The organism is Carnobacterium viridans (assembly GCF_900102725.1).
GTDB classification, from domain to species: domain Bacteria; phylum Bacillota; class Bacilli; order Lactobacillales; family Carnobacteriaceae; genus Carnobacterium_B; species Carnobacterium_B viridans.
In genome coordinates, this window is the sequence record NZ_FNJW01000008.1 from 2,097,769 (window position 1) to 2,115,419 (window position 17,651).

The following is a 17,651-nucleotide window of genomic DNA, read 5'->3' on the forward strand; positions in this document are numbered from 1 at the left end:
CCTATGAGTACAGATAGTTATCTGCATTCATAGGGCGATTTTTTGTTTTTAAAAAGAGATGAAAGAGGGATAAATATGAGTTTTAATCATAAAACGATTGAAAAAAAATGGCAAAAATATTGGGCATCTAATAATACATTCCGTACAACAGAAGATGCTGAGAAGAAAAATTTCTATGCATTGGATATGTTTCCTTACCCATCTGGACAAGGATTACATGTAGGGCATCCAGAGGGGTATACTGCGACTGATATTCTTTCTCGTATGAAACGAGCTCAAGGATTTAACGTACTGCACCCAATGGGATGGGATGCATTTGGACTTCCGGCTGAGCAATATGCACTGGATACTGGAAATGATCCAGCTGAATTTACAGCTCACAATATCGAAACGTTCCGCCGTCAAATCAATTCATTAGGATTCAGCTATGATTGGGAGCGCGAGATAAATACAACAGATCCTGACTATTACAAATGGACACAATGGATTTTCACTAAATTGTATGAAAAAGGTCTAGCTTATGAAGCAGAGGTAGCTGTTAACTGGTGTCCGGCTCTAGGAACTGTACTAGCTAATGAAGAAGTGATTGATGGAAAAAGTGAACGAGGAGGACATCCAGTTTACCGTAAACCAATGAAACAATGGATGCTGAAAATTACAGTTTACGCTGACCGTTTGTTGGATGATTTAGAGTTAGTAGATTGGCCTGAAAGTATCAAGGACATGCAACGCAATTGGATTGGAAAATCGATTGGAGCAAATGTTGACTTTAAAGTTAAAGGAACGGATCATAAGTTTACTGTCTTTACGACACGACCGGATACATTATTTGGAGCAACTTACAGTGTATTGGCTCCAGAATTAGATTTAGTTAAACAAATTACTACACCGGAACAAGAAGCAGAAGTTAACGCCTATATTGAAAAAGTTAGCTTGAAAAGTGATTTAGATCGTACAGATTTAAACAAAGATAAAACAGGCGTGTTTACAGGTGCCTATGCAGTTAATCCAGTAAATGGGAAAGAAATCCCAATTTGGATTGCAGATTATGTCTTGGCTTCATATGGAACAGGTGCAATTATGGCCGTCCCAGCACATGATGACCGCGATTACGAATTTGCTAAAACGTTTGGACTGGAAATCATCCCAGTACTTGAAGGTGGAGATGTAGCAAATACTGCATTTACAGAAGATGGTCCGCACATCAATTCTGGCTTTTTGGATGGTCTTGGCAAAGAAGAAGCAATTGAAAAAATGAATGAATGGCTAGAAGAAAATGGTGTTGGTAAAAAAGAAACGACTTATCGTTTGCGTGACTGGCTATTTGCTCGTCAGCGTTATTGGGGTGAACCTATTCCTGTTATACATTGGGAAGATGGCACATCAACAACATTACCTGAATCTGAATTGCCATTGATATTGCCTAAAACAGATGAAATCAAGCCAAGCGGAACAGGAGAATCTCCATTAGCAAACATTACTGAATGGGTAAATGTAGTAGATCCTGAAACAGGAATGAAAGGCCGTCGCGACACAAATACAATGCCACAATGGGCTGGAAGTTCATGGTACTTCTTGCGTTTTATCGATCCTAAAAATAAAGAAATGCTGGCTGATCCTGAAAAGCTGAAACAGTGGCTTCCAGTTGATATTTATATTGGTGGAGCTGAGCATGCGGTGTTGCATTTATTGTACGCACGTTTCTGGCATAAATTCCTTTACGATATCGGCGTAGTTTCAACAAAAGAACCATTCCAAAAATTATACAATCAAGGAATGATATTAGGTGGAAATAATGAAAAAATGTCTAAATCAAAAGGAAATGTTGTAAATCCTGATGATGTTGTCGAAAAATTTGGGGCAGATACATTACGCATGTACGAAATGTTTATGGGACCGTTAGATGCTTCGATTGCTTGGAGCGAAAATGGGCTTGAAGGAAGTCGTAAATTCCTGGATCGCGTATGGCGCTTGATCATGGATGAAAATGGTAAAGTTCGTGACCGCATCACGACATTCAATGATGGATCTCTAGATGTGGTTTATCATCAGACTGTCAAAAAAGTAACGGAAGATTTTGAACACTTACGTTTTAATACGGCTATTTCTCAAATGATGGTTTTTGTTAATGAAGCTTATAAAGCAACTGCTTTACCAGTAGATTATATCAAAGCTTTTGTTCAATTACTGGCACCGATTGCTCCGCATATGGGAGAAGAGCTATGGGCTAATTTAACTCATAGTGGTGAAAGTATTTCTTATGTTGCTTGGCCATTGTTTGATGAAAAATTCTTAGTTGAAGATGAAATCGAGGTTGTTTTCCAAGTAAATGGAAAGTTAAAGGCAAAAGCTCAAGCTTCAAAAGAAATTTCTAAAGAAGACTTGGAAACATTAGCTATGAATAATGAAAAAATCAAAGAAGCGATTGAAGGGAAAACAATCCGTAAAGTCATTGTTGTTCCTGGAAGATTGGTAAATATTGTAGCAAACTAACTATTTTTTATGGACGACACTCTAGTGTTATCACACGTATAGGAAAGGAGATGAGACTTTGGTCTTGTCTCCTTTTCACTTATCTAAACTGAATAGATTTTAATTTTTCTTAAAGTTCTGTTTTAAAGGTTCATTGAGCATTGCAACCCACTTACTTAAGAAGTAAAATAGAGCTTGATATACAAAAGGATGAGAGTAGGTTTATGAGTCATGTCAAAAGACACAGTCAGTGATAATAAAATCGAACAACCAATAAAAGAAATAAGTTCCAAAGATAAAATGATTAATGGATCAGCTTGGATGACAGGTGGAAGTATTTTATCCAGATTATTAGGAGCTCTCTACATCATTCCTTGGATGGCTTGGATGGGGAATCAAGATATAGCAGAATCTGCGAATGCTCTTTATACGATTGGGTATACTCCTTATGCATTATTTTTAAACATTGCAACAGCTGGTGTTCCATCGGCAATTGCTAAACAAGTTGCTTACTATAATAGCTTGAATGAATATGAAATAAGTCGGAATATTTACAAAAAAGGATTACAGATCATGGCGATTACAGGTGTTGTATCTGCATTGGTCATGTATGTTGCGGCACCATTTATAGCAGCAAGCAGCCCGAATATATCGGTTGATAATGCAACACAAGTTATTCGATCGCTAAGCTGGGCATTACTTATTATTCCTTGTATGAGTGTGACACGTGGGTACATCCAAGGACATCATGTAATGAAGTATTCAGCTATTTCACAATTTATTGAACAATTAGCGCGTGTTATTTTTATGCTTGCTGCCGTTTTCTTGATCCGTCAAGTATGGAACGGTTCAGTAGTAAATGCTGTTGCAGCTTCTACTTTTGCAGCCGTTATTGGAGCTGTATTTAGTATTGGGTACTTATTTTACATTATCTGGCGTAAAAAGCCCGAGTTGGATGAAAGAGCAGGCCAGAGCTTGAATAAAGTTTCTATCTCCACAACTGAAATTTTTAAATCCATTATTCGTACAGCTGTTCCATTTATTATTATTGGTTCAGGTATTACCCTTTTTCAAATGATCGATCAATTTACTTTCCAACAAATTATGACGTCTATTTCTGAGTTATCGCCAAAACAAATTGTAAATAATTACGGTGTGGCTTCAGGTAACGTCAATAAGTTAATTATGATCGTCATTTCCTTTGGAGGATCAATGGCTATTACTTCGGTGCCACTGATTTCTGAACTGGTCGCTAAAAATGATTTGAACAAAATCGCCCGCCAAATTAGTGATAGCTTACAATTATTTTTCTTTATCATGCTGCCTGCTTCCATTGGCATGATGATAGTAGCCGAACCTTTATATACAGTTTTCTATGGGCATAGTGATTTTGGGACTACAGTATTACAAGTTGCTTCTTTCATGAGTTTATTTTTAGGTTTGTTTGTCCTGATGGGATCAACCATGCAAGCTGCAAATCAAACAAGACCTGCACTTTGGGCTCTTGTAATTGGGTTAGTCGTAAAATTAGGCATGCAATATCCAATGCTGGCATTAGCTGGTACGAACGGGATGTTCCTATCTAATATATTTGGATTTGGCGTTACAGTCTTATTAATGCTAAGAAAGATGTACAAGGTTACTCGTTTTGATGTCGGATTGATTTTCAGACGTGTTTTATTGATGCTGATCATTACTTTAGCAATGGCTGTGGTCACTTTTGCAGTTAAAGAAGTTCTTTACTTAGTGATTGATCCAAAAAATAGGACTAGTGCACTTCTAGTAATGGGTATTTCAGCGGGATTTGGTGGACTTGTTTACATGTATGCCTCTTTAAAAACTCGTTTAGCGGATCGTTTATTAGGAGCTCGTGTTGCGAATATGAGAACCAAGCTGCGCATTAAATAATAGGAACTAGTTGGAACCCAAAAGGCTTCAACTAGTTCTTTTACTTGAATCATATGAAATTGGAGGAGCGTAAATGCGATTAGATAAATTACTAGCCAATATGGGCTTTGGCACAAGAAAAACAGTGAAAACTGTATTAAAATCAAAAGAAGTAACGGTAAATGGAACGATTGAAAAAGAGGGTAAAACGCAAGTAGATCCAGATAAAGATGTTATTGTTGTTTCAGGAGAAGCTGTTCATTACCAAGAATTTGTCTACTTTATGATGCATAAACCTCAAGGAGTTGTCAGTGCAACAACAGATAATTTACATGAAACAGTGATTGATTTGCTCCAGCCACAAGATCAAGTGTTGGATCCGTTTCCAGTTGGAAGGTTAGATAAAGATACAGAAGGATTATTGTTGTTAACTAATGATGGAACGTTAGCGCATAACTTACTCTCGCCAAAAAAACATGTGGATAAGTGTTATGAAGCGATTATAGAAGGTTTAGTGAATGAACAAGACATTCAGGCTTTTAAGGATGGCATCACTCTGAATGACGGGTTTATCTGTCAATCAGCTCAGTTAGAAATCGTATCTACAGATAGTGAAAAAAAACAAACTCTTATTAAAGTCACGATACATGAAGGTAAATTTCATCAAGTAAAACGTATGTTTGAAGCAGTAGGTAAATCGGTTAGTTACTTAAAGCGTTTGTCAATGGGCAAGTTGCAACTAGATGAAACAGTAAAGATAGGCAAGTATAGGCCTCTAACAAAAGAAGAATTAGAGTCGTTAATTGATGCATAAGAAAAAAGGGAAATACAACAAATAGTGTTGACAGCATAAAATAAATTTCTTCTGGAATGAACGATTTTGCTTGTGGAAAGCCTTGGAACCGTCTGAAGCCAAGGACGTCTTCAGACTTTCAAGCCTCAAACAAAACGTACTCGCTGAAGCGCTAACGCTTTATCATTCGCATTGAATTCAATGCAAGCTACAAGCAAAGTCTATTCCTCTAGAAATTTCGTATCATTAATGTAATTAAGCTATCCACACTAAAAATTATTGAACCGAAAAAAGAGGAAGCTGAGATAAATCTCAACTTCCTCTTTTTTTAATTCATCAGTAAAAATCTGATCTATCAGGTGATTCTGTAGGCGGAAAGTCGTCTTCAATTTCTAAGTCGCCATCAGTATTGATGCTGGGATCTAAATCAGTTTCGTCATAATCAAATTCTAAATGTTGATTTCTAATAGAGCGTGGTTGACGTTCACCACGGGCTAAATCAGAAGGCTCATCTTCAAGGTAGACATCTGTTGGATAAATACCTGCTGTATCTTCTTCCATAGTATCGGTCTCAATAGGGTAGTGTGTGACTCTATTGCCGGCAATAGATGTTTCATTATCTAGAAGAACAACAATGTTACCTTGTTCAATAGCATCTTTATAGTCCGAAAAACTATCTTCACGATGTTTCAATGAATAAAGTTTTGTATCTTCATCAGCACCTGAAGAGAAAACTGCTTTTATTTTATCTCCTAATGAGTTTTCAGTAGTTGATTTAGAAGGCGGAACAAATACATCTATATCGGTTTGATTGCGAATGGATTGGCTGATTTTAGCATTTGTCACTAGCGTAATTGAATCCTTTAAACTTCCTTCAGATAAAAGTTGATTAACTTTTTGCAATGCTGCTGTTTCAGATGAGTAACTTCCAATAACGCTTTTTATCATATACACCACTCCTCTTTCTCCTATAATTGGTATTTAGTTATAGTGAGTATACTTGGAAAGAAAAGAGAATACAATTAATAAGGTAAGGCTAACTAATTGGAATAAAAAGAATGAATAAAATACCTATTCAACAAGAATCTAACTAGATTGATCAACACGTTTAAAAAATAAACTTCGTAGAAAATTCCTTCATTGCAAAAGGAATAGACTCGATAATTTGTGAAGGAAGCACAACATACTGTTTTTTAGCTAAATCATCTCCAAGTTTACTGTGTAGAAAAACAGCGGTAATAATCGCAAAACGATAATTTTTAAATTGAGCACTACAACCTGCTATCATACCGGCTAATGTATCTCCCATGCCACCAGTTGCCATTGCAGGATTTCCAGCACTGTTTTTCCAAACGTCATCTAAAAAATAAATTTCAGTTCGAGATTGTTTCAAAACTACAGTTGCTTTTAGTTCTTTTCTAGCTTGGACATTTAGGGTTTCATTTTGCTCAGCGGGCTTTAAGCGAGAGAGCTTTTGCCATTCTCCTAAATGAGGTGTGTACGTTGTTTTAGCTATAGGAGTTTTCAAATTATTTTTAGCCATTAAAGTTATGGCACTGCCGTCAATAATTAACCGCTGCTCTTTTGTGACACTCTCTAGAACAGATTTCAAAATAGCTAGTGATTCAGCAGAGAGACCTAGTCCAGGTCCAATGACAATCACTGTAGCTGTCGACAATTGTTTAAGCAAACGATCTTCATTGTACATATCAATGACCATCGCTTCGGGAAGCCGAGCGTGTAAAGCGACATGGTTCACCTTAGCCGTGGCCACTGTGACTAATCCAGCCCCACTGTAGACAGCTGCGCTAGCTGTGAGGATGATTGCTCCGCCCATATCTTCATTTCCGCCTATCACAAGTACACGTCCATAATCTACTTTGTGGCTATCTGTACTTCTTTTTGGAATCATGCCTTGAATTGTTTCTCTATTTATTTCTTTCACTTAAGACCCTCCATTAACGACAAATAAGTTGTAGTATGTTCCCATTGATTATAGAATGAATAGGTATTTTTTGCACGAATCTTTCTTTGTAGTGTGAGTGAAATAAAAATTAGGACTAGTCGTTGGTCTTAGAAACGAAAAGTGATATGATAGACGTGTTGATAAAATATTAAGGAGTGTTGTATAAATGGCAATTGATTGGAAAAAAGAAGCAGCTGCTCGAAAAGAAGATTTTTTAGCAGACTTAATAGAATTACTTAAAATTGACAGCGTCCGTGATGATAGTAAAGCTACAAATGATGCTCCAGTAGGTCCAGGACCAAAAGAAGCGTTAGAAGCATTCTTGGCTTTAGGAGAAAGAGATGGCTTTGTTACTAAGAACGTGGGAAATTTAGCTGGACATATTGAATACGGTGATGGAGACGAAACAATGGGTGTTTTTGCTCACGTGGATGTAGTACCCGTTGGAACAGGGTGGGAAACCGACCCATTCAGTCCTGTAATCAAAGATAACCGTGTCTATGCTCGTGGATCTAGTGACGATAAAGGACCAGGTGTGGCAGCCTATTATGCGTTGAAAATGATTAAAGATTTAGAACTGCCAATTTCTAAAAAAATTCGCTTTATTATTGGAACAGATGAAGAGAGCGGCTGGATGTGTATGGATCATTACTTAGCTCATGAACCAATTCCAGACTTTGGTTTTTCACCAGATGCAGAATTTCCTATTATTAACGGTGAAAAAGGAATCTTGACTGTCTATGTAAATACAAAAGGAAATAACAAAGGCGGAAAAAATGAGTTGATCAGTTTTGATGCTGGTTTGCGTGAAAATATGGTACCACAAGATGCTACTGCTATTTTTACAACTCAAGAAGCTGAACAAATTGAAAAAGACTTTTATAATTTTGTTGAAGTTTCTCCAATTACTGGAACGATTAAAATAATTGATGATCAAGTTGTGATCGAAGTAGGAGGAAAAGCGGCTCATGGTATGGCACCACATCTAGGGATTAATGCTGGAACTTATCTAGCTGCATTCTTAAATCGCTATTCATTTGGCGGAGATGCTAAAAACTTCTTACAACTGACAACAGACTATTTACACGAAGATACAAAAGCTGAAAAATTAGGATTGAACTATATCGATGACGTCATGGGAGATCTTACAATGAATTCAGGCGTATTTACGTTCACACCTGAAGATGGTGGAGTGATTGCAGTGAATCTGCGCTTCCCTAAAGGTGTAACACCTGAAGGAATCGAAATCAAAATGGAAAGCGAACTTGCAGAATTTGGAGTAACGCTTAGCCGAGGCAAAGAACAAATGCCGCATTATGTATCTGCTGAAGATCCACTAGTGAAAACATTGCTGGATGTTTATCAAAGACAAACTGGTCTAGAAGCTCATGAACAAACAATTGGCGGTGGAACATATGGACGATTGTTAGAGCGTGGAGTAGCTTATGGAGCAATGTTCCCTAACAGCATTGATACAATGCACCAAGCCAATGAGTTTATGGCTATTGATGACTTGATGAATGCAATGAGTATATACGCAGAAGCAATCTACGAACTCATTAAATAAACTATAAAAAACAAGATCTCATATAAGAGATCTTGTTTTTTTAAACTTTTAGTTTCAATTGTTGAGCTAGCTGGTACGTTTTTTCTAAGAGGATTTCTTCAGCATCAATGACAGGGAATTTCTTTAAAGGGTCATGGCTATTAGCAAGGGAGAGTTCGGTGCATCCAAGTAGTGTAATATCGCTTCCCAGCTGCTGAAATTCTTCGAGAATTTCTTGATAGAGTAAGTGATTGATAATAGATTGCTGTTTTATATAAGTATAAACTAATTCATTGATTTTATGTTGAAGTGTAGCATCGGGTAGGATAACTTCGTGCCCGTTAAAGATAAGTTCTTGTTCGTATAATTGACTGTCTAGTGTCCCTTGAGTCACCGCTAACCCAATTTTTTTTGTAGTATTAGAAGGAATCGTGGCTACTGTTTCTTTTATCATGTTGATGATAGGAATAGAGGTAGCATTTATCAAATCATTAATAAAATAATGGGCAGTGTTACAGGGGATAACAATAAAGTCAGGTTTCAAGATATTCAGTTGCTCAATATCTGCTAATAATGCGGGTAGCGGACTAGGGGCTGAGTTATCAAGGATATACAATGTTCGATCAGGAATTTCAGCGTGATTGAACAACATGTAATTAAAGAAATCTTGATCCTTTGTAGGGGTATGTTTTTTGTTTAATTCGACTAAAAAATTAGTGGTGGCCAATGTACCCATGCCGCCTAAAATAGCAAAGAAATTCTTCATGATTAAGACGACCTTTCTGTTATTAGATAGGATCATAAAGTTGAGGAGGTTGAGGGTAAACTTTAAATTTCTTGAAATAATTTAATGTAGCAATAGTAACATACAGTTTTCGTTTCATACTTGGTTCTTCTTGACTTGCTAAAGGATGGTAAACTTCTTTTGATTTATACAATTGTCTGACGATTTTTTTTAGTTCATTTGATTGAATGTTATCCAGTAATAATTTTTTTGGAACGGTAGAGTATAAAATTTGTTTATCTGCAACAGAATAGTCAATAGATTGATTTTCAATAAAATCTTTTACATAGTAAGTAGCGGTATTTTTCCCAGCAGCAGTCACATAATAGTTGCTGCGTCCAAGGCGGGCATTGAGTTCGAAAAATTTATACGTTTGATCACGCGAATCGTATTTGACATCATAATTAGAAAATCCAGTCCATCCTGTAGCTTTGACCAATTTTTTTACATCACGAACAATTTGATCATCTTTTTTTGTTAAAATAGCAAGGTGATTCCCAATAGCTGATGGAGTGTGGTCTTCAAGCAGCGTTTGGCCGAACGAAACAACTTTCACTTCACCTGTGCTATGAGAAGAATAAACAGTAGCAACTCCGACAAAGGAATCATCTCCTGCAATATACTCTTGCAAGATAATTTCATCATCGTATCCATTATCTTTGATGTTTTGGATGATCTTTTTGTAAGACTCTTGATTTTTACAAATATAAACCTTTTCTTTACCAGGGAAGTCAATTGAATGGTATTTCATACTATCAGCAGGTTTTATAATTATTGGAAAGTCAAATGGCAGTACTGCTTCATAATCAGTTATTACTAATGTCTTAGGGTATGGAACCCCTTCTTGTTCACAAATTTTATAAAAACTTGCTTTATTTGTTGCGGGATAAAAAAGTTCTTTATCCACATAAGGAATGACCCAGCTAACAGGAAATAAAATTTTATGATTGATGATCAATTCTACATAATTGTCTGTACTGGCCAGAACGATTTTTTTTGTGTTGGGATAGCGGTTTTCAATAGCGTTTAACAATTTGCCTAGTACTTCTGGTTGCATCATGTTAGGCTCAATTATAGGGTCAATAAATATAGAATGATCTATAGGTCCAGTAATCATCGTACATAAAACAAGCGAAGTTGTATTGTAAGCTTCATAAAATGACCTTGCTGTACTATAGGCACCTAGATTGCCTCCTAAAATAATTGGAATAAAAGGCTGTAATTCAATAGAAGTTGGCATGATTAAACAGTCCTTTCAAGGAAAAAGATAAAAGATAGGAAACTCAGAGGATATTAAACGAAGATAGAGGACTATTTTATAAAAACGGTTTCTTAAATGACAAAATTATAGCATAACTAGTTGATAAAAGCGAAAGATATGAAAGAGAGAAAATGATAAGAGTTTACTTTGTTGCTGGATTATGAAAAAATGATATCAGAGTGTTCGTATGATGAAAGAAAAGGAGGAGTTTTAGTGGATTTAAATTTAGCAGGTAAAACAGCTTTAGTGTTGGCATCTAGTCAAGGATTAGGTAAAGCAATAGCAACAGAATTAGTAAAAGAAGGAACAAATGTTATGTTAGCTAGTCGAGATGATGAAAAACTCCAAAAGGTTCAAAAAGAGTTGACAACCATTGGAAAAGGGAAGGTTGCCTTTTATCCCACCGATCTTACTGAGAATGAAGACATTCAACAACTTATAGAAGAAACACACAAAATTTTTGGCAAAATCGATATTTTGATTAATAATACTGGAGGACCACCCTCTGGTTCTTTTGAAGATTTCTCAGATGAAGATTGGGAAAATGCTTTTCATTTAAATTTACTAAGTTACATTCGAACGATTCGAGCAGTTTTGCCAGATTTAAAAGAAAACGGTGGAAAAATTATTAATATTGCCTCTTCTTCCATTAAACAACCAATTTCAAATTTGATTCTTTCGAATACTTTTCGTTTAGGAATTGTCGGTCTCAGTAAGACGTTAGCGGAAGAGTTAGGTCCATATAACATTTTAATCAATACGGTTGCGCCAGGGCGAATTGCAACAGATCGTATAACAACTCTAGATGAAATTACGGCTAAAAATAAAAATGTGTCTATGGAAGAAATTACAAAAGAAGCTCAAGAAGCTATTCCACTTGGACGTTATGGAACACCGGAAGAATTTGCAAAATTTGTTACTTTTCTTGTATCAGATGTAAATACGTACGTTACTGGATCATCTTTAATAATCGATGGTGGAAGCATCAAAGCGATTTAGTAAAGAGATTAGTTTTAAACTATCCAATTATGCTCAATATAGCCTAGATAGATTTTAAGCAGTTGAACGTTTTCAAGGAGGAAAGAAAATGTTGATAAGTGTCATCATGCCGGTATACAATACAAGTTCAACGCTAGGAGAAGCTGTGAAAAGTGTATTGCAGCAAAGGTATCCTGAATTTGAGTTGATCTTAATTAATGATGGTTCTTCAGATAGCTCCCCAGAAATATGTGATCTATTAGCGAAAACGGATAAGCGTATTAAAGTTGTTCATCAAGAAAATAAAGGCTTATCAGCAGCCAGAAATAAAGGGATAGAAGTAGCTTCAGGTGAATTTATTGCCTTTATTGACAGTGATGATCGATTTGATGAGGAGGCTTTTTTGAATTTTTATAAAGCGAGTATCCAATACAAAGGTATGACTTTATATATCATGAATTTTGATAAGGTATACGGCAGCATCAGTCTACCTAAAAAGAAAAGTAAAAAGAGAATTGTTGTTGAGCCCATTGAACTAATTGAACTGATTTTTAATTCTTCTGGAGTAGCTTTCTATACGTGGAACAAGATTTATCATCATAGTTTGTTTCAAAAAGTAACTTTTCCAGAGGGGAAAATTTTTGAGGATATTGTGACAACTTATCAATTAGCCAAAAATTCTAGTAAGACGGTCATAACAAACGAAATTGGCTATCATTACGTGAGAAGTTCAAATACAATCGTCAGTAGTAGCTTTTCGCCAGAATACTACGATATCCTAACCAAAACGGAACAATTATACGCATTACTAAAAATAGATTTTCCTGAGTTAAAACATTTGGGTTTGCAAAAACTGATGGAAAGTATGATTTCTGTAGGATATAAATTAAGTCAAGCTCCTGAGAATAATGATACTGAAGTTTTTAAACAGAGACTCCAGCAAGACATTGGACTTTATCAAGAAGACATCACTAACGATAAGAAAATACCACTTTATTATAAAGTAGGCATAAAATTGTTGCAGGGTGAGAGCAGTCTCTATAAAGAAAATGATAAAGATTCTTTAAAAAAGCGAATTATCGGGGATGCATCCGAGACAGAAGATAAGTCTTTGTAAGAAAAAGCAAATTTGTTAGTTATTTTGACTAAAATTTCAAAATAAATAACAATAACTATTTGTTTTTGGTAAACTATAAGAAATCATCTGCCTGAGGAGGCTGTAACAAATGCAAAATTATAAAACAAGAAAAGAATTAAAAAATGATACGAAAGCATTGTTTAAAGGAAGATGGAAAGATGCTATTTTATTAAATATTTTTCCAACAATAATTTCAATCGTTATTACGCTACTCTTTGCGGCTTTGGTGGTTGCGTTAGTTAATTACTCAGATGCGGGTTCTAATTATTGGTTAAATGATTCTATGATGTCTGACGATGGAAATGGAACAAGCAATATTGGTGGTGGAATTTTAACAACTTTCTTTACAGTGGGTATTTCATTTACCTTTTTAGATTGGTTTAGAAATCCCAGTATGGAGATTCAGCCAATAAAAATGGGGCTACAAGTATTTACGAAAAAATATTTTCTTAGAGTATTGTTGATTTATATTATATCTACAATTTTTACTACTTTATGGAGTTTGTTGTTTATTATTCCTGGAATCATAAAATCATATGCTTATTCTCAAGCTTACTTAATTTACAAAGATCGCTCTAATCTATCACCAAATGAAAAAATTTCTTCGCTAGACTGTATTACAGAAAGTAAAAACTTGATGAAAGGCAATAAATGGCGTCTATTCTTACTAGATCTAAGTTTTTTAGGTTGGGGTATATTATCCATTTTATCCTTAGGTATAGGGTTATTATGGCTGCTTCCTTATCAAAATGCGACAAAAGTTGCCTTTTATGAAGATTTGATTCAATCTAATTAAGTTTAAAAAAAGATGGACCGCCAGAGTTGGCTGTCCATCTTTTTTTAAACAAAATGGGAAACTACTACGGACTAGTGGTAAAATAAACAAGTGAATTTAATGCGAAACTAAAGAGGGATTTTATGGGACGTATACTAAAAAAAATGAAAACTACAGAGATTGTACTAATAGGGAACTATTTTTTTAAATGGCTATGGTATAGCAGCCTAGTTGGGATAGGAGTAGGGAGTTTATCCGCATTTTTTCTTATCAGTTTAACATTTGTAACAAACTCTCGTATGACACTTCCTTGGCTGCTTTATTTATTGCCGCTGGGTGGAGCAGCTATTAGTTGGTTGTATTGGAAAGTTGGCGGCAATGCCATACGAGGCAATAACTTGATTATACAAGAAGCTCGCGGTACTAAAAAGGAAGTAGAATGGATTCCTAAAAGACTGATTCCACTTACTCTTTTTGGAACATTGGTTACCCATTTATTTGGTGGGTCTGCTGGACGAGAAGGTACTGCAGTCCAAATTGGAGGATCACTGGCCGATGCGGTAGGGCGCGTGTTTCATATGAAAAAAAATGAGAGACGTATTTTGTTAATTGCCGGAATGAGTGCGGGATTCAGTTCTGTTTTTGGAACACCTATAGCTGGAACATTATTTGCAATGGAAGTATTAGCTATTGGATTTGTCCGCCAAGAGGCATTATTTCCGAGCTTATGGGCAGCATTGGTCGGAAATTGGGTGACGACTTTTTTTGGTGCTGCGCATACGCATTATAGTATGGGAATTGTACCAGAGGCAACTCCTAGTCTTATCATCAAAATAGTCATTGCAGCCATTCTTTTTGGGCTTGCTGGGCGTTTATTTAGTTGGACTACGCGGATAACAAAAGTCATTATGACTAACTGGTTCAACAATCCGGTCATAAAAAGCTTTATCGGAGGAGTCATCGTTATTCTTCTGGTGTTCCTTGTAGGCACTAGAGAATTTCTAGGTCTAAGTCTGCCTTTAATTGATCAAGCTTTTCTAGGGGAAAGTGGTCCATTTGATTCCTTGGGTAAATTAATCTTTACAGCTATTACACTGGGATCTGGATTTCAAGGAGGAGAAGTGACACCTTTATTTACGATTGGGGCCACTTTAGGCAGTACACTCGCTCATCTTTTCCATATTTCGGTTCCTTTCTTAGCAGGACTTGGGTTTATTGGTGTTTTTGCAGCGGCTAGCAATACACCCGTTGCCTGTTTTGTGATGGGACTGGAACTTTTTGGTTCAGGAGCATTGCCTTATCTCTTTTTGACATGTGTAGTTAGTTATCTCTTTTCAGGCAATCAAGGTATTTATGAAACTCAGCAAGTCTATTTACGCAAAGGAGATCTTTTTGAAGAGGAATAAAATCATCAAATCTTTGGAAAGAGAATTTTAAAACTCATTCTCTATGCATTATTGAGCAAATGATTTTTGGTGAAAGCTGTTTACTGTTAAGATGTAGTTATAAGTTGATATGGAATTGAGGTGAATCATTTTATGGTAGACAGAACTAAGCAAATTGAAATTTTCTTATTTATTAACCCAATCAGTAAAGCTTCATTGAAAATGGAAGAAGAAGTGCTTAAGTTTGTAAATGCTTATGAAGAGAACACACAAATAACAATTTATCCTTATCACAACACCCAGACTCTTTACCGATATATGAAAAAAAATGACTTGTCAACTGAAATGGCTGTATGGAATAAGCTATACAATGAAAGTTTTCACTTATCATTGGCTTTTATCGCAGCTACTATCCAGGGAAAGAAAAAAGGTAGAGAATTTTTATTAGCTATCCAAAGAAAAATGATTATTCAAAAAAGAGCTCTTTCAAAAGAGTTACTGATTGAATCAGCTGAGCAGGTTGACTTAGATATGGAAATGTTCCTGTTTGATTTCCATTCTCCATTTGTTCAACATCTATTTGACCTTGACCAAGTTGCTTCATGTGCTACGGGAGCAACAGATACGCCATCTTGTTTATTAGTAATAACAGGTGAAGAAAAAAAAGCAACTTTAATAGAAAGATTTGTCACTGCAGAAGACCTGTATCAGATGGTTTAAAAGAATAAACTAAGGCTGTACTACTCTTATTAAGAGTAGTACAGCCTTAGTTTATTCTAATAGCATGGTAACATGGATAACTCCTGAATCCAGGTAGGGCTCAGCGATTTCTTTAAAGCCAAATGAAGCATAGAAATCTTTAATGTATTCTTCAGAATTTAATTCAATTGCTTTTTCTGGGTATTGCTCCTGGCAGTAGGTTAGTGTGTTACGGAATAATGTACGGGCAAAGCCTTTTCCACGATTTTTTTCTGTAACGAGAACACGTCCTATACGAATATTTCCATTATCAGTAACGAAGATGCGGGAATAAGCTAGCAGTTCTCCATCCTCAATATAAGAAATATGTATACTATCAGGATCTCTGCCATCAATGTCGTGGTAAGGAGATTGTTGCTCAAAAACAAAAACTGCACTGCGCTCTTTTAAAAATAAATACAATTCTTCTTTAGTTAATTCATCAAACGTTTTGTATGTCCACATAAAGGTTGCTCCTGTCGCTTTGGATTATAGGAAGTGTTGCGAATCGCTGCAACTTTTCTTCCTTGTGTATTTTCTCAAAAAAACCTCTGTATTGCAATGAAGAGTTTTTAAAGTAAGATGATGACAGAATAGTGAAATTGGTCTAGAAGTATTTATTTTTAGTTGACAAATAAAAATTGGATTGATAATATGAGTTTATATGAATGTGAGATTTTACTTACAGTGAATTAAAAAATAAACTAAGAAAGGAAGAAGCCCTAATGAAAAAGATGAACTGTTTAGACGTGTGTTGTTGTTTATGTTGTATAGACCACTCATGTCGACAAGTATCATTTTTTAATCAAGCTTCTTCTTTTTTGTGAACACAACTATTTGTTATACCCTATGGATTGCTATTAGAAAACAATTCATGAGTAGGTGTATTGAAATGGCTTTCATTAGAAGAAACTAAATTAAATTAGATGATTTGTGCATGAGTGTAAAACTCATGCACTTTTTTTGTCCCTTTTTTTAAAAATTGAGAATGAAGATAAGGAGAAAAGACATGTTATTCAGAAAAACGCAAGATTTGATAGGAAATACTCCATTATTAGAAATTCAGGGTTTTGACCTACCGAATAACAGTAAAATATTCGCAAAGTTAGAAATGTTCAATCCTGGTGGAAGCATCAAAGACCGCTTAGGAGTCAAATTAATAAAAACAGCTTTTGATAAAGGGCTAATAAACAAAAATACAACGATTATTGAACCCACTGCTGGAAATACAGGCATTGGTTTAGCATTAGCAGCTCAAGAATTTGGATTAAGAGTTGTCTTTACAGTGCCAGAGAAATTTAGTCAAGAAAAACAGGAATTAATGAAGGCCCTTGGAGCGAAACTAATTTTTACCCCTACTGAAAAAGGCATGATTGGAGCAATAGAAAAAGCCCAGTCGTTGGCTGAAGAAATTAAAAATAGCTATATCCCGATGCAGTTTGAAAATCAAGCGAATCCATTAACTTATTATGAAACCCTTGGACCAGAAATTATAAAAGATATGGATGGACAGGTGATCCATTCTTTTGTAGCTGGGGCAGGTAGCGGTGGAACTTTTATTGGAACTGCGGCTTATTTAAAAGAAAATAATTCTGCGACTCGTACAACTATCATTGAACCTGAAGGCTCGATTTTAGGTGGTGGAGCAGCTCATGGACATAAAACGGAAGGGATAGGAATGGAATTCATACCTAAGTTTTTAGATAAATCATTAATTGATCATGTTTATACGATTTCTGACGAGGAAGCCTTTTACTATGTTAAACAATTAGCCGCAACAAATGGGTTGTTTGTTGGAAGTTCAAGTGGCGCAGCGTTTGCTGCCTGTTTAAGAGAAGCCCAAGTGTTACCTGAAGGAAGCACGATCATTACAATTTTCCCAGACAGCAGTGAGCGTTATCTAAGTAAAAAAATCTATCAATAGGAGA

At 35.7% G+C, this 17,651-nt stretch carries 15 protein-coding genes and 1 other annotated feature (1 of these 16 running past the window's edge); of the genes, 10 read left to right on the plus strand and 5 right to left on the minus strand.

Annotated features, from left to right (window positions below):
• Window positions 1-7: a binding site (T-box leader), on the plus strand; it begins 233 nt to the left of the window's first position.
• Between the two features lie 68 nt (window positions 8-75).
• The 3 genes from leuS (at window position 76) to BLT48_RS11645 (ending at window position 5,173) form a co-directional block, all read left to right on the plus strand.
• Window positions 76-2,493, plus strand: coding sequence for a leucine--tRNA ligase (leuS, locus tag BLT48_RS11635; protein WP_089978100.1), 2,418 nt, complete (start codon window positions 76-78; stop codon window positions 2,491-2,493).
• 210 nt (window positions 2,494-2,703) lie between these two features.
• A complete protein-coding gene (locus tag BLT48_RS11640) occupies window positions 2,704-4,380 on the plus strand; it encodes a putative polysaccharide biosynthesis protein (protein ID WP_089978103.1) in 1,677 nt (558 codons plus the stop codon).
• A 73-nt stretch (window positions 4,381-4,453) separates the two neighbouring features.
• Window positions 4,454-5,173 (plus strand): pseudouridine synthase, encoded by a 720-nt coding sequence (locus BLT48_RS11645; RefSeq protein ID WP_035021651.1) that lies wholly within the window; start codon window positions 4,454-4,456, stop codon window positions 5,171-5,173.
• A 315-nt stretch (window positions 5,174-5,488) separates the two neighbouring features.
• On the opposite strand, the gene BLT48_RS11650 is transcribed toward BLT48_RS11645, so the two are convergent.
• Together BLT48_RS11650 and BLT48_RS11655 are read right to left on the minus strand one after the other, a co-directional pair.
• On the minus strand, window positions 5,489-6,100 hold the full coding sequence (locus tag BLT48_RS11650) for a general stress protein (protein WP_089978107.1): 612 nt from the start codon (window positions 6,098-6,100) through the stop codon (window positions 5,489-5,491).
• A 160-nt stretch (window positions 6,101-6,260) separates the two neighbouring features.
• On the minus strand, window positions 6,261-7,097 hold the full coding sequence (locus tag BLT48_RS11655) for an NAD(P)H-hydrate dehydratase (protein WP_089978110.1): 837 nt from the start codon (window positions 7,095-7,097) through the stop codon (window positions 6,261-6,263).
• A 187-nt stretch (window positions 7,098-7,284) separates the two neighbouring features.
• Between BLT48_RS11655 and pepV the strand changes: the two genes are divergently transcribed.
• On the plus strand, window positions 7,285-8,685 hold the full coding sequence (gene pepV, locus BLT48_RS11660) for a dipeptidase PepV (protein ID WP_035021660.1): 1,401 nt from the start codon (window positions 7,285-7,287) through the stop codon (window positions 8,683-8,685).
• 40 nt (window positions 8,686-8,725) lie between these two features.
• Here the strand turns inward: pepV and BLT48_RS11665 are convergent, their stop codons facing one another.
• Window positions 8,726-9,430, minus strand: a complete 705-nt coding sequence (locus BLT48_RS11665; RefSeq protein ID WP_089978113.1) for an amino acid racemase — start codon at window positions 9,428-9,430, stop codon at window positions 8,726-8,728.
• 22 nt (window positions 9,431-9,452) lie between these two features.
• On the minus strand, window positions 9,453-10,688 hold the full coding sequence (locus BLT48_RS11670; protein ID WP_089978116.1) for a carboxylate--amine ligase: 1,236 nt from the start codon (window positions 10,686-10,688) through the stop codon (window positions 9,453-9,455).
• A 234-nt stretch (window positions 10,689-10,922) separates the two neighbouring features.
• Between BLT48_RS11670 and BLT48_RS11675 the strand changes: the two genes are divergently transcribed.
• The 5 genes from BLT48_RS11675 (at window position 10,923) to BLT48_RS11695 (ending at window position 15,705) form a co-directional block, all read left to right on the plus strand.
• Window positions 10,923-11,708, plus strand: a complete 786-nt coding sequence (locus BLT48_RS11675; RefSeq protein WP_035021668.1) for an SDR family oxidoreductase — start codon at window positions 10,923-10,925, stop codon at window positions 11,706-11,708.
• Window positions 11,709-11,796: 88 nt separating this feature from the next.
• A complete protein-coding gene (locus BLT48_RS11680; RefSeq protein ID WP_089978120.1) occupies window positions 11,797-12,804 on the plus strand; it encodes a glycosyltransferase family 2 protein in 1,008 nt (335 codons plus the stop codon).
• A gap of 109 nt (window positions 12,805-12,913) precedes the next feature.
• The gene (locus BLT48_RS11685; RefSeq protein WP_089978123.1) at window positions 12,914-13,621 is read left to right on the plus strand and encodes a DUF975 family protein; all 708 of its coding nucleotides are present in this window, start codon (window positions 12,914-12,916) and stop codon (window positions 13,619-13,621) included.
• Window positions 13,622-13,743: 122 nt separating this feature from the next.
• Window positions 13,744-15,006 (plus strand): chloride channel protein, encoded by a 1,263-nt coding sequence (locus BLT48_RS11690; protein WP_035021672.1) that lies wholly within the window; start codon window positions 13,744-13,746, stop codon window positions 15,004-15,006.
• Between the two features lie 132 nt (window positions 15,007-15,138).
• The gene (locus tag BLT48_RS11695) at window positions 15,139-15,705 is read left to right on the plus strand and encodes a DsbA family protein (protein WP_035021673.1); all 567 of its coding nucleotides are present in this window, start codon (window positions 15,139-15,141) and stop codon (window positions 15,703-15,705) included.
• Window positions 15,706-15,756: 51 nt separating this feature from the next.
• Here the strand turns inward: BLT48_RS11695 and BLT48_RS11700 are convergent, their stop codons facing one another.
• The gene (locus BLT48_RS11700) at window positions 15,757-16,188 is read right to left on the minus strand and encodes a GNAT family N-acetyltransferase (protein ID WP_035021675.1); all 432 of its coding nucleotides are present in this window, start codon (window positions 16,186-16,188) and stop codon (window positions 15,757-15,759) included.
• 544 nt (window positions 16,189-16,732) lie between these two features.
• Between BLT48_RS11700 and BLT48_RS11705 the strand changes: the two genes are divergently transcribed.
• Window positions 16,733-17,647 carry a PLP-dependent cysteine synthase family protein gene (locus BLT48_RS11705; protein WP_035021677.1) on the plus strand — a complete coding sequence of 305 codons (915 nt, stop codon included), beginning with the start codon at window positions 16,733-16,735 and terminating at the stop codon, window positions 17,645-17,647.
• Window positions 17,648-17,651: the final 4 nt, after the last annotated feature.

Excerpts from the sequence above, each read along its gene's own strand:
- leuS (WP_089978100.1), top strand. The coding sequence starts at position 76 with ATGAGTTTTAATCATAAAACGATTGAAAAAAAATGGCAAAAATATTGG.
- BLT48_RS11640 (WP_089978103.1), top strand. The coding sequence starts at position 2,704 with ATGTCAAAAGACACAGTCAGTGATAATAAAATCGAACAACCAATAAAA.
- BLT48_RS11645 (WP_035021651.1), top strand. The coding sequence starts at position 4,454 with ATGCGATTAGATAAATTACTAGCCAATATGGGCTTTGGCACAAGAAAA.
- BLT48_RS11650 (WP_089978107.1), bottom strand. The coding sequence starts at position 6,100 with ATGATAAAAAGCGTTATTGGAAGTTACTCATCTGAAACAGCAGCATTG.
- pepV (WP_035021660.1), top strand. The coding sequence starts at position 7,285 with ATGGCAATTGATTGGAAAAAAGAAGCAGCTGCTCGAAAAGAAGATTTT.
- BLT48_RS11665 (WP_089978113.1), bottom strand. The coding sequence starts at position 9,430 with ATGAAGAATTTCTTTGCTATTTTAGGCGGCATGGGTACATTGGCCACC.
- BLT48_RS11670 (WP_089978116.1), bottom strand. The coding sequence starts at position 10,688 with ATGCCAACTTCTATTGAATTACAGCCTTTTATTCCAATTATTTTAGGA.
- BLT48_RS11680 (WP_089978120.1), top strand. The coding sequence starts at position 11,797 with ATGTTGATAAGTGTCATCATGCCGGTATACAATACAAGTTCAACGCTA.
- BLT48_RS11685 (WP_089978123.1), top strand. The coding sequence starts at position 12,914 with ATGCAAAATTATAAAACAAGAAAAGAATTAAAAAATGATACGAAAGCA.
- BLT48_RS11690 (WP_035021672.1), top strand. The coding sequence starts at position 13,744 with ATGGGACGTATACTAAAAAAAATGAAAACTACAGAGATTGTACTAATA.
- BLT48_RS11695 (WP_035021673.1), top strand. The coding sequence starts at position 15,139 with ATGGTAGACAGAACTAAGCAAATTGAAATTTTCTTATTTATTAACCCA.
- BLT48_RS11700 (WP_035021675.1), bottom strand. The coding sequence starts at position 16,188 with ATGTGGACATACAAAACGTTTGATGAATTAACTAAAGAAGAATTGTAT.
- BLT48_RS11705 (WP_035021677.1), top strand. The coding sequence starts at position 16,733 with ATGTTATTCAGAAAAACGCAAGATTTGATAGGAAATACTCCATTATTA.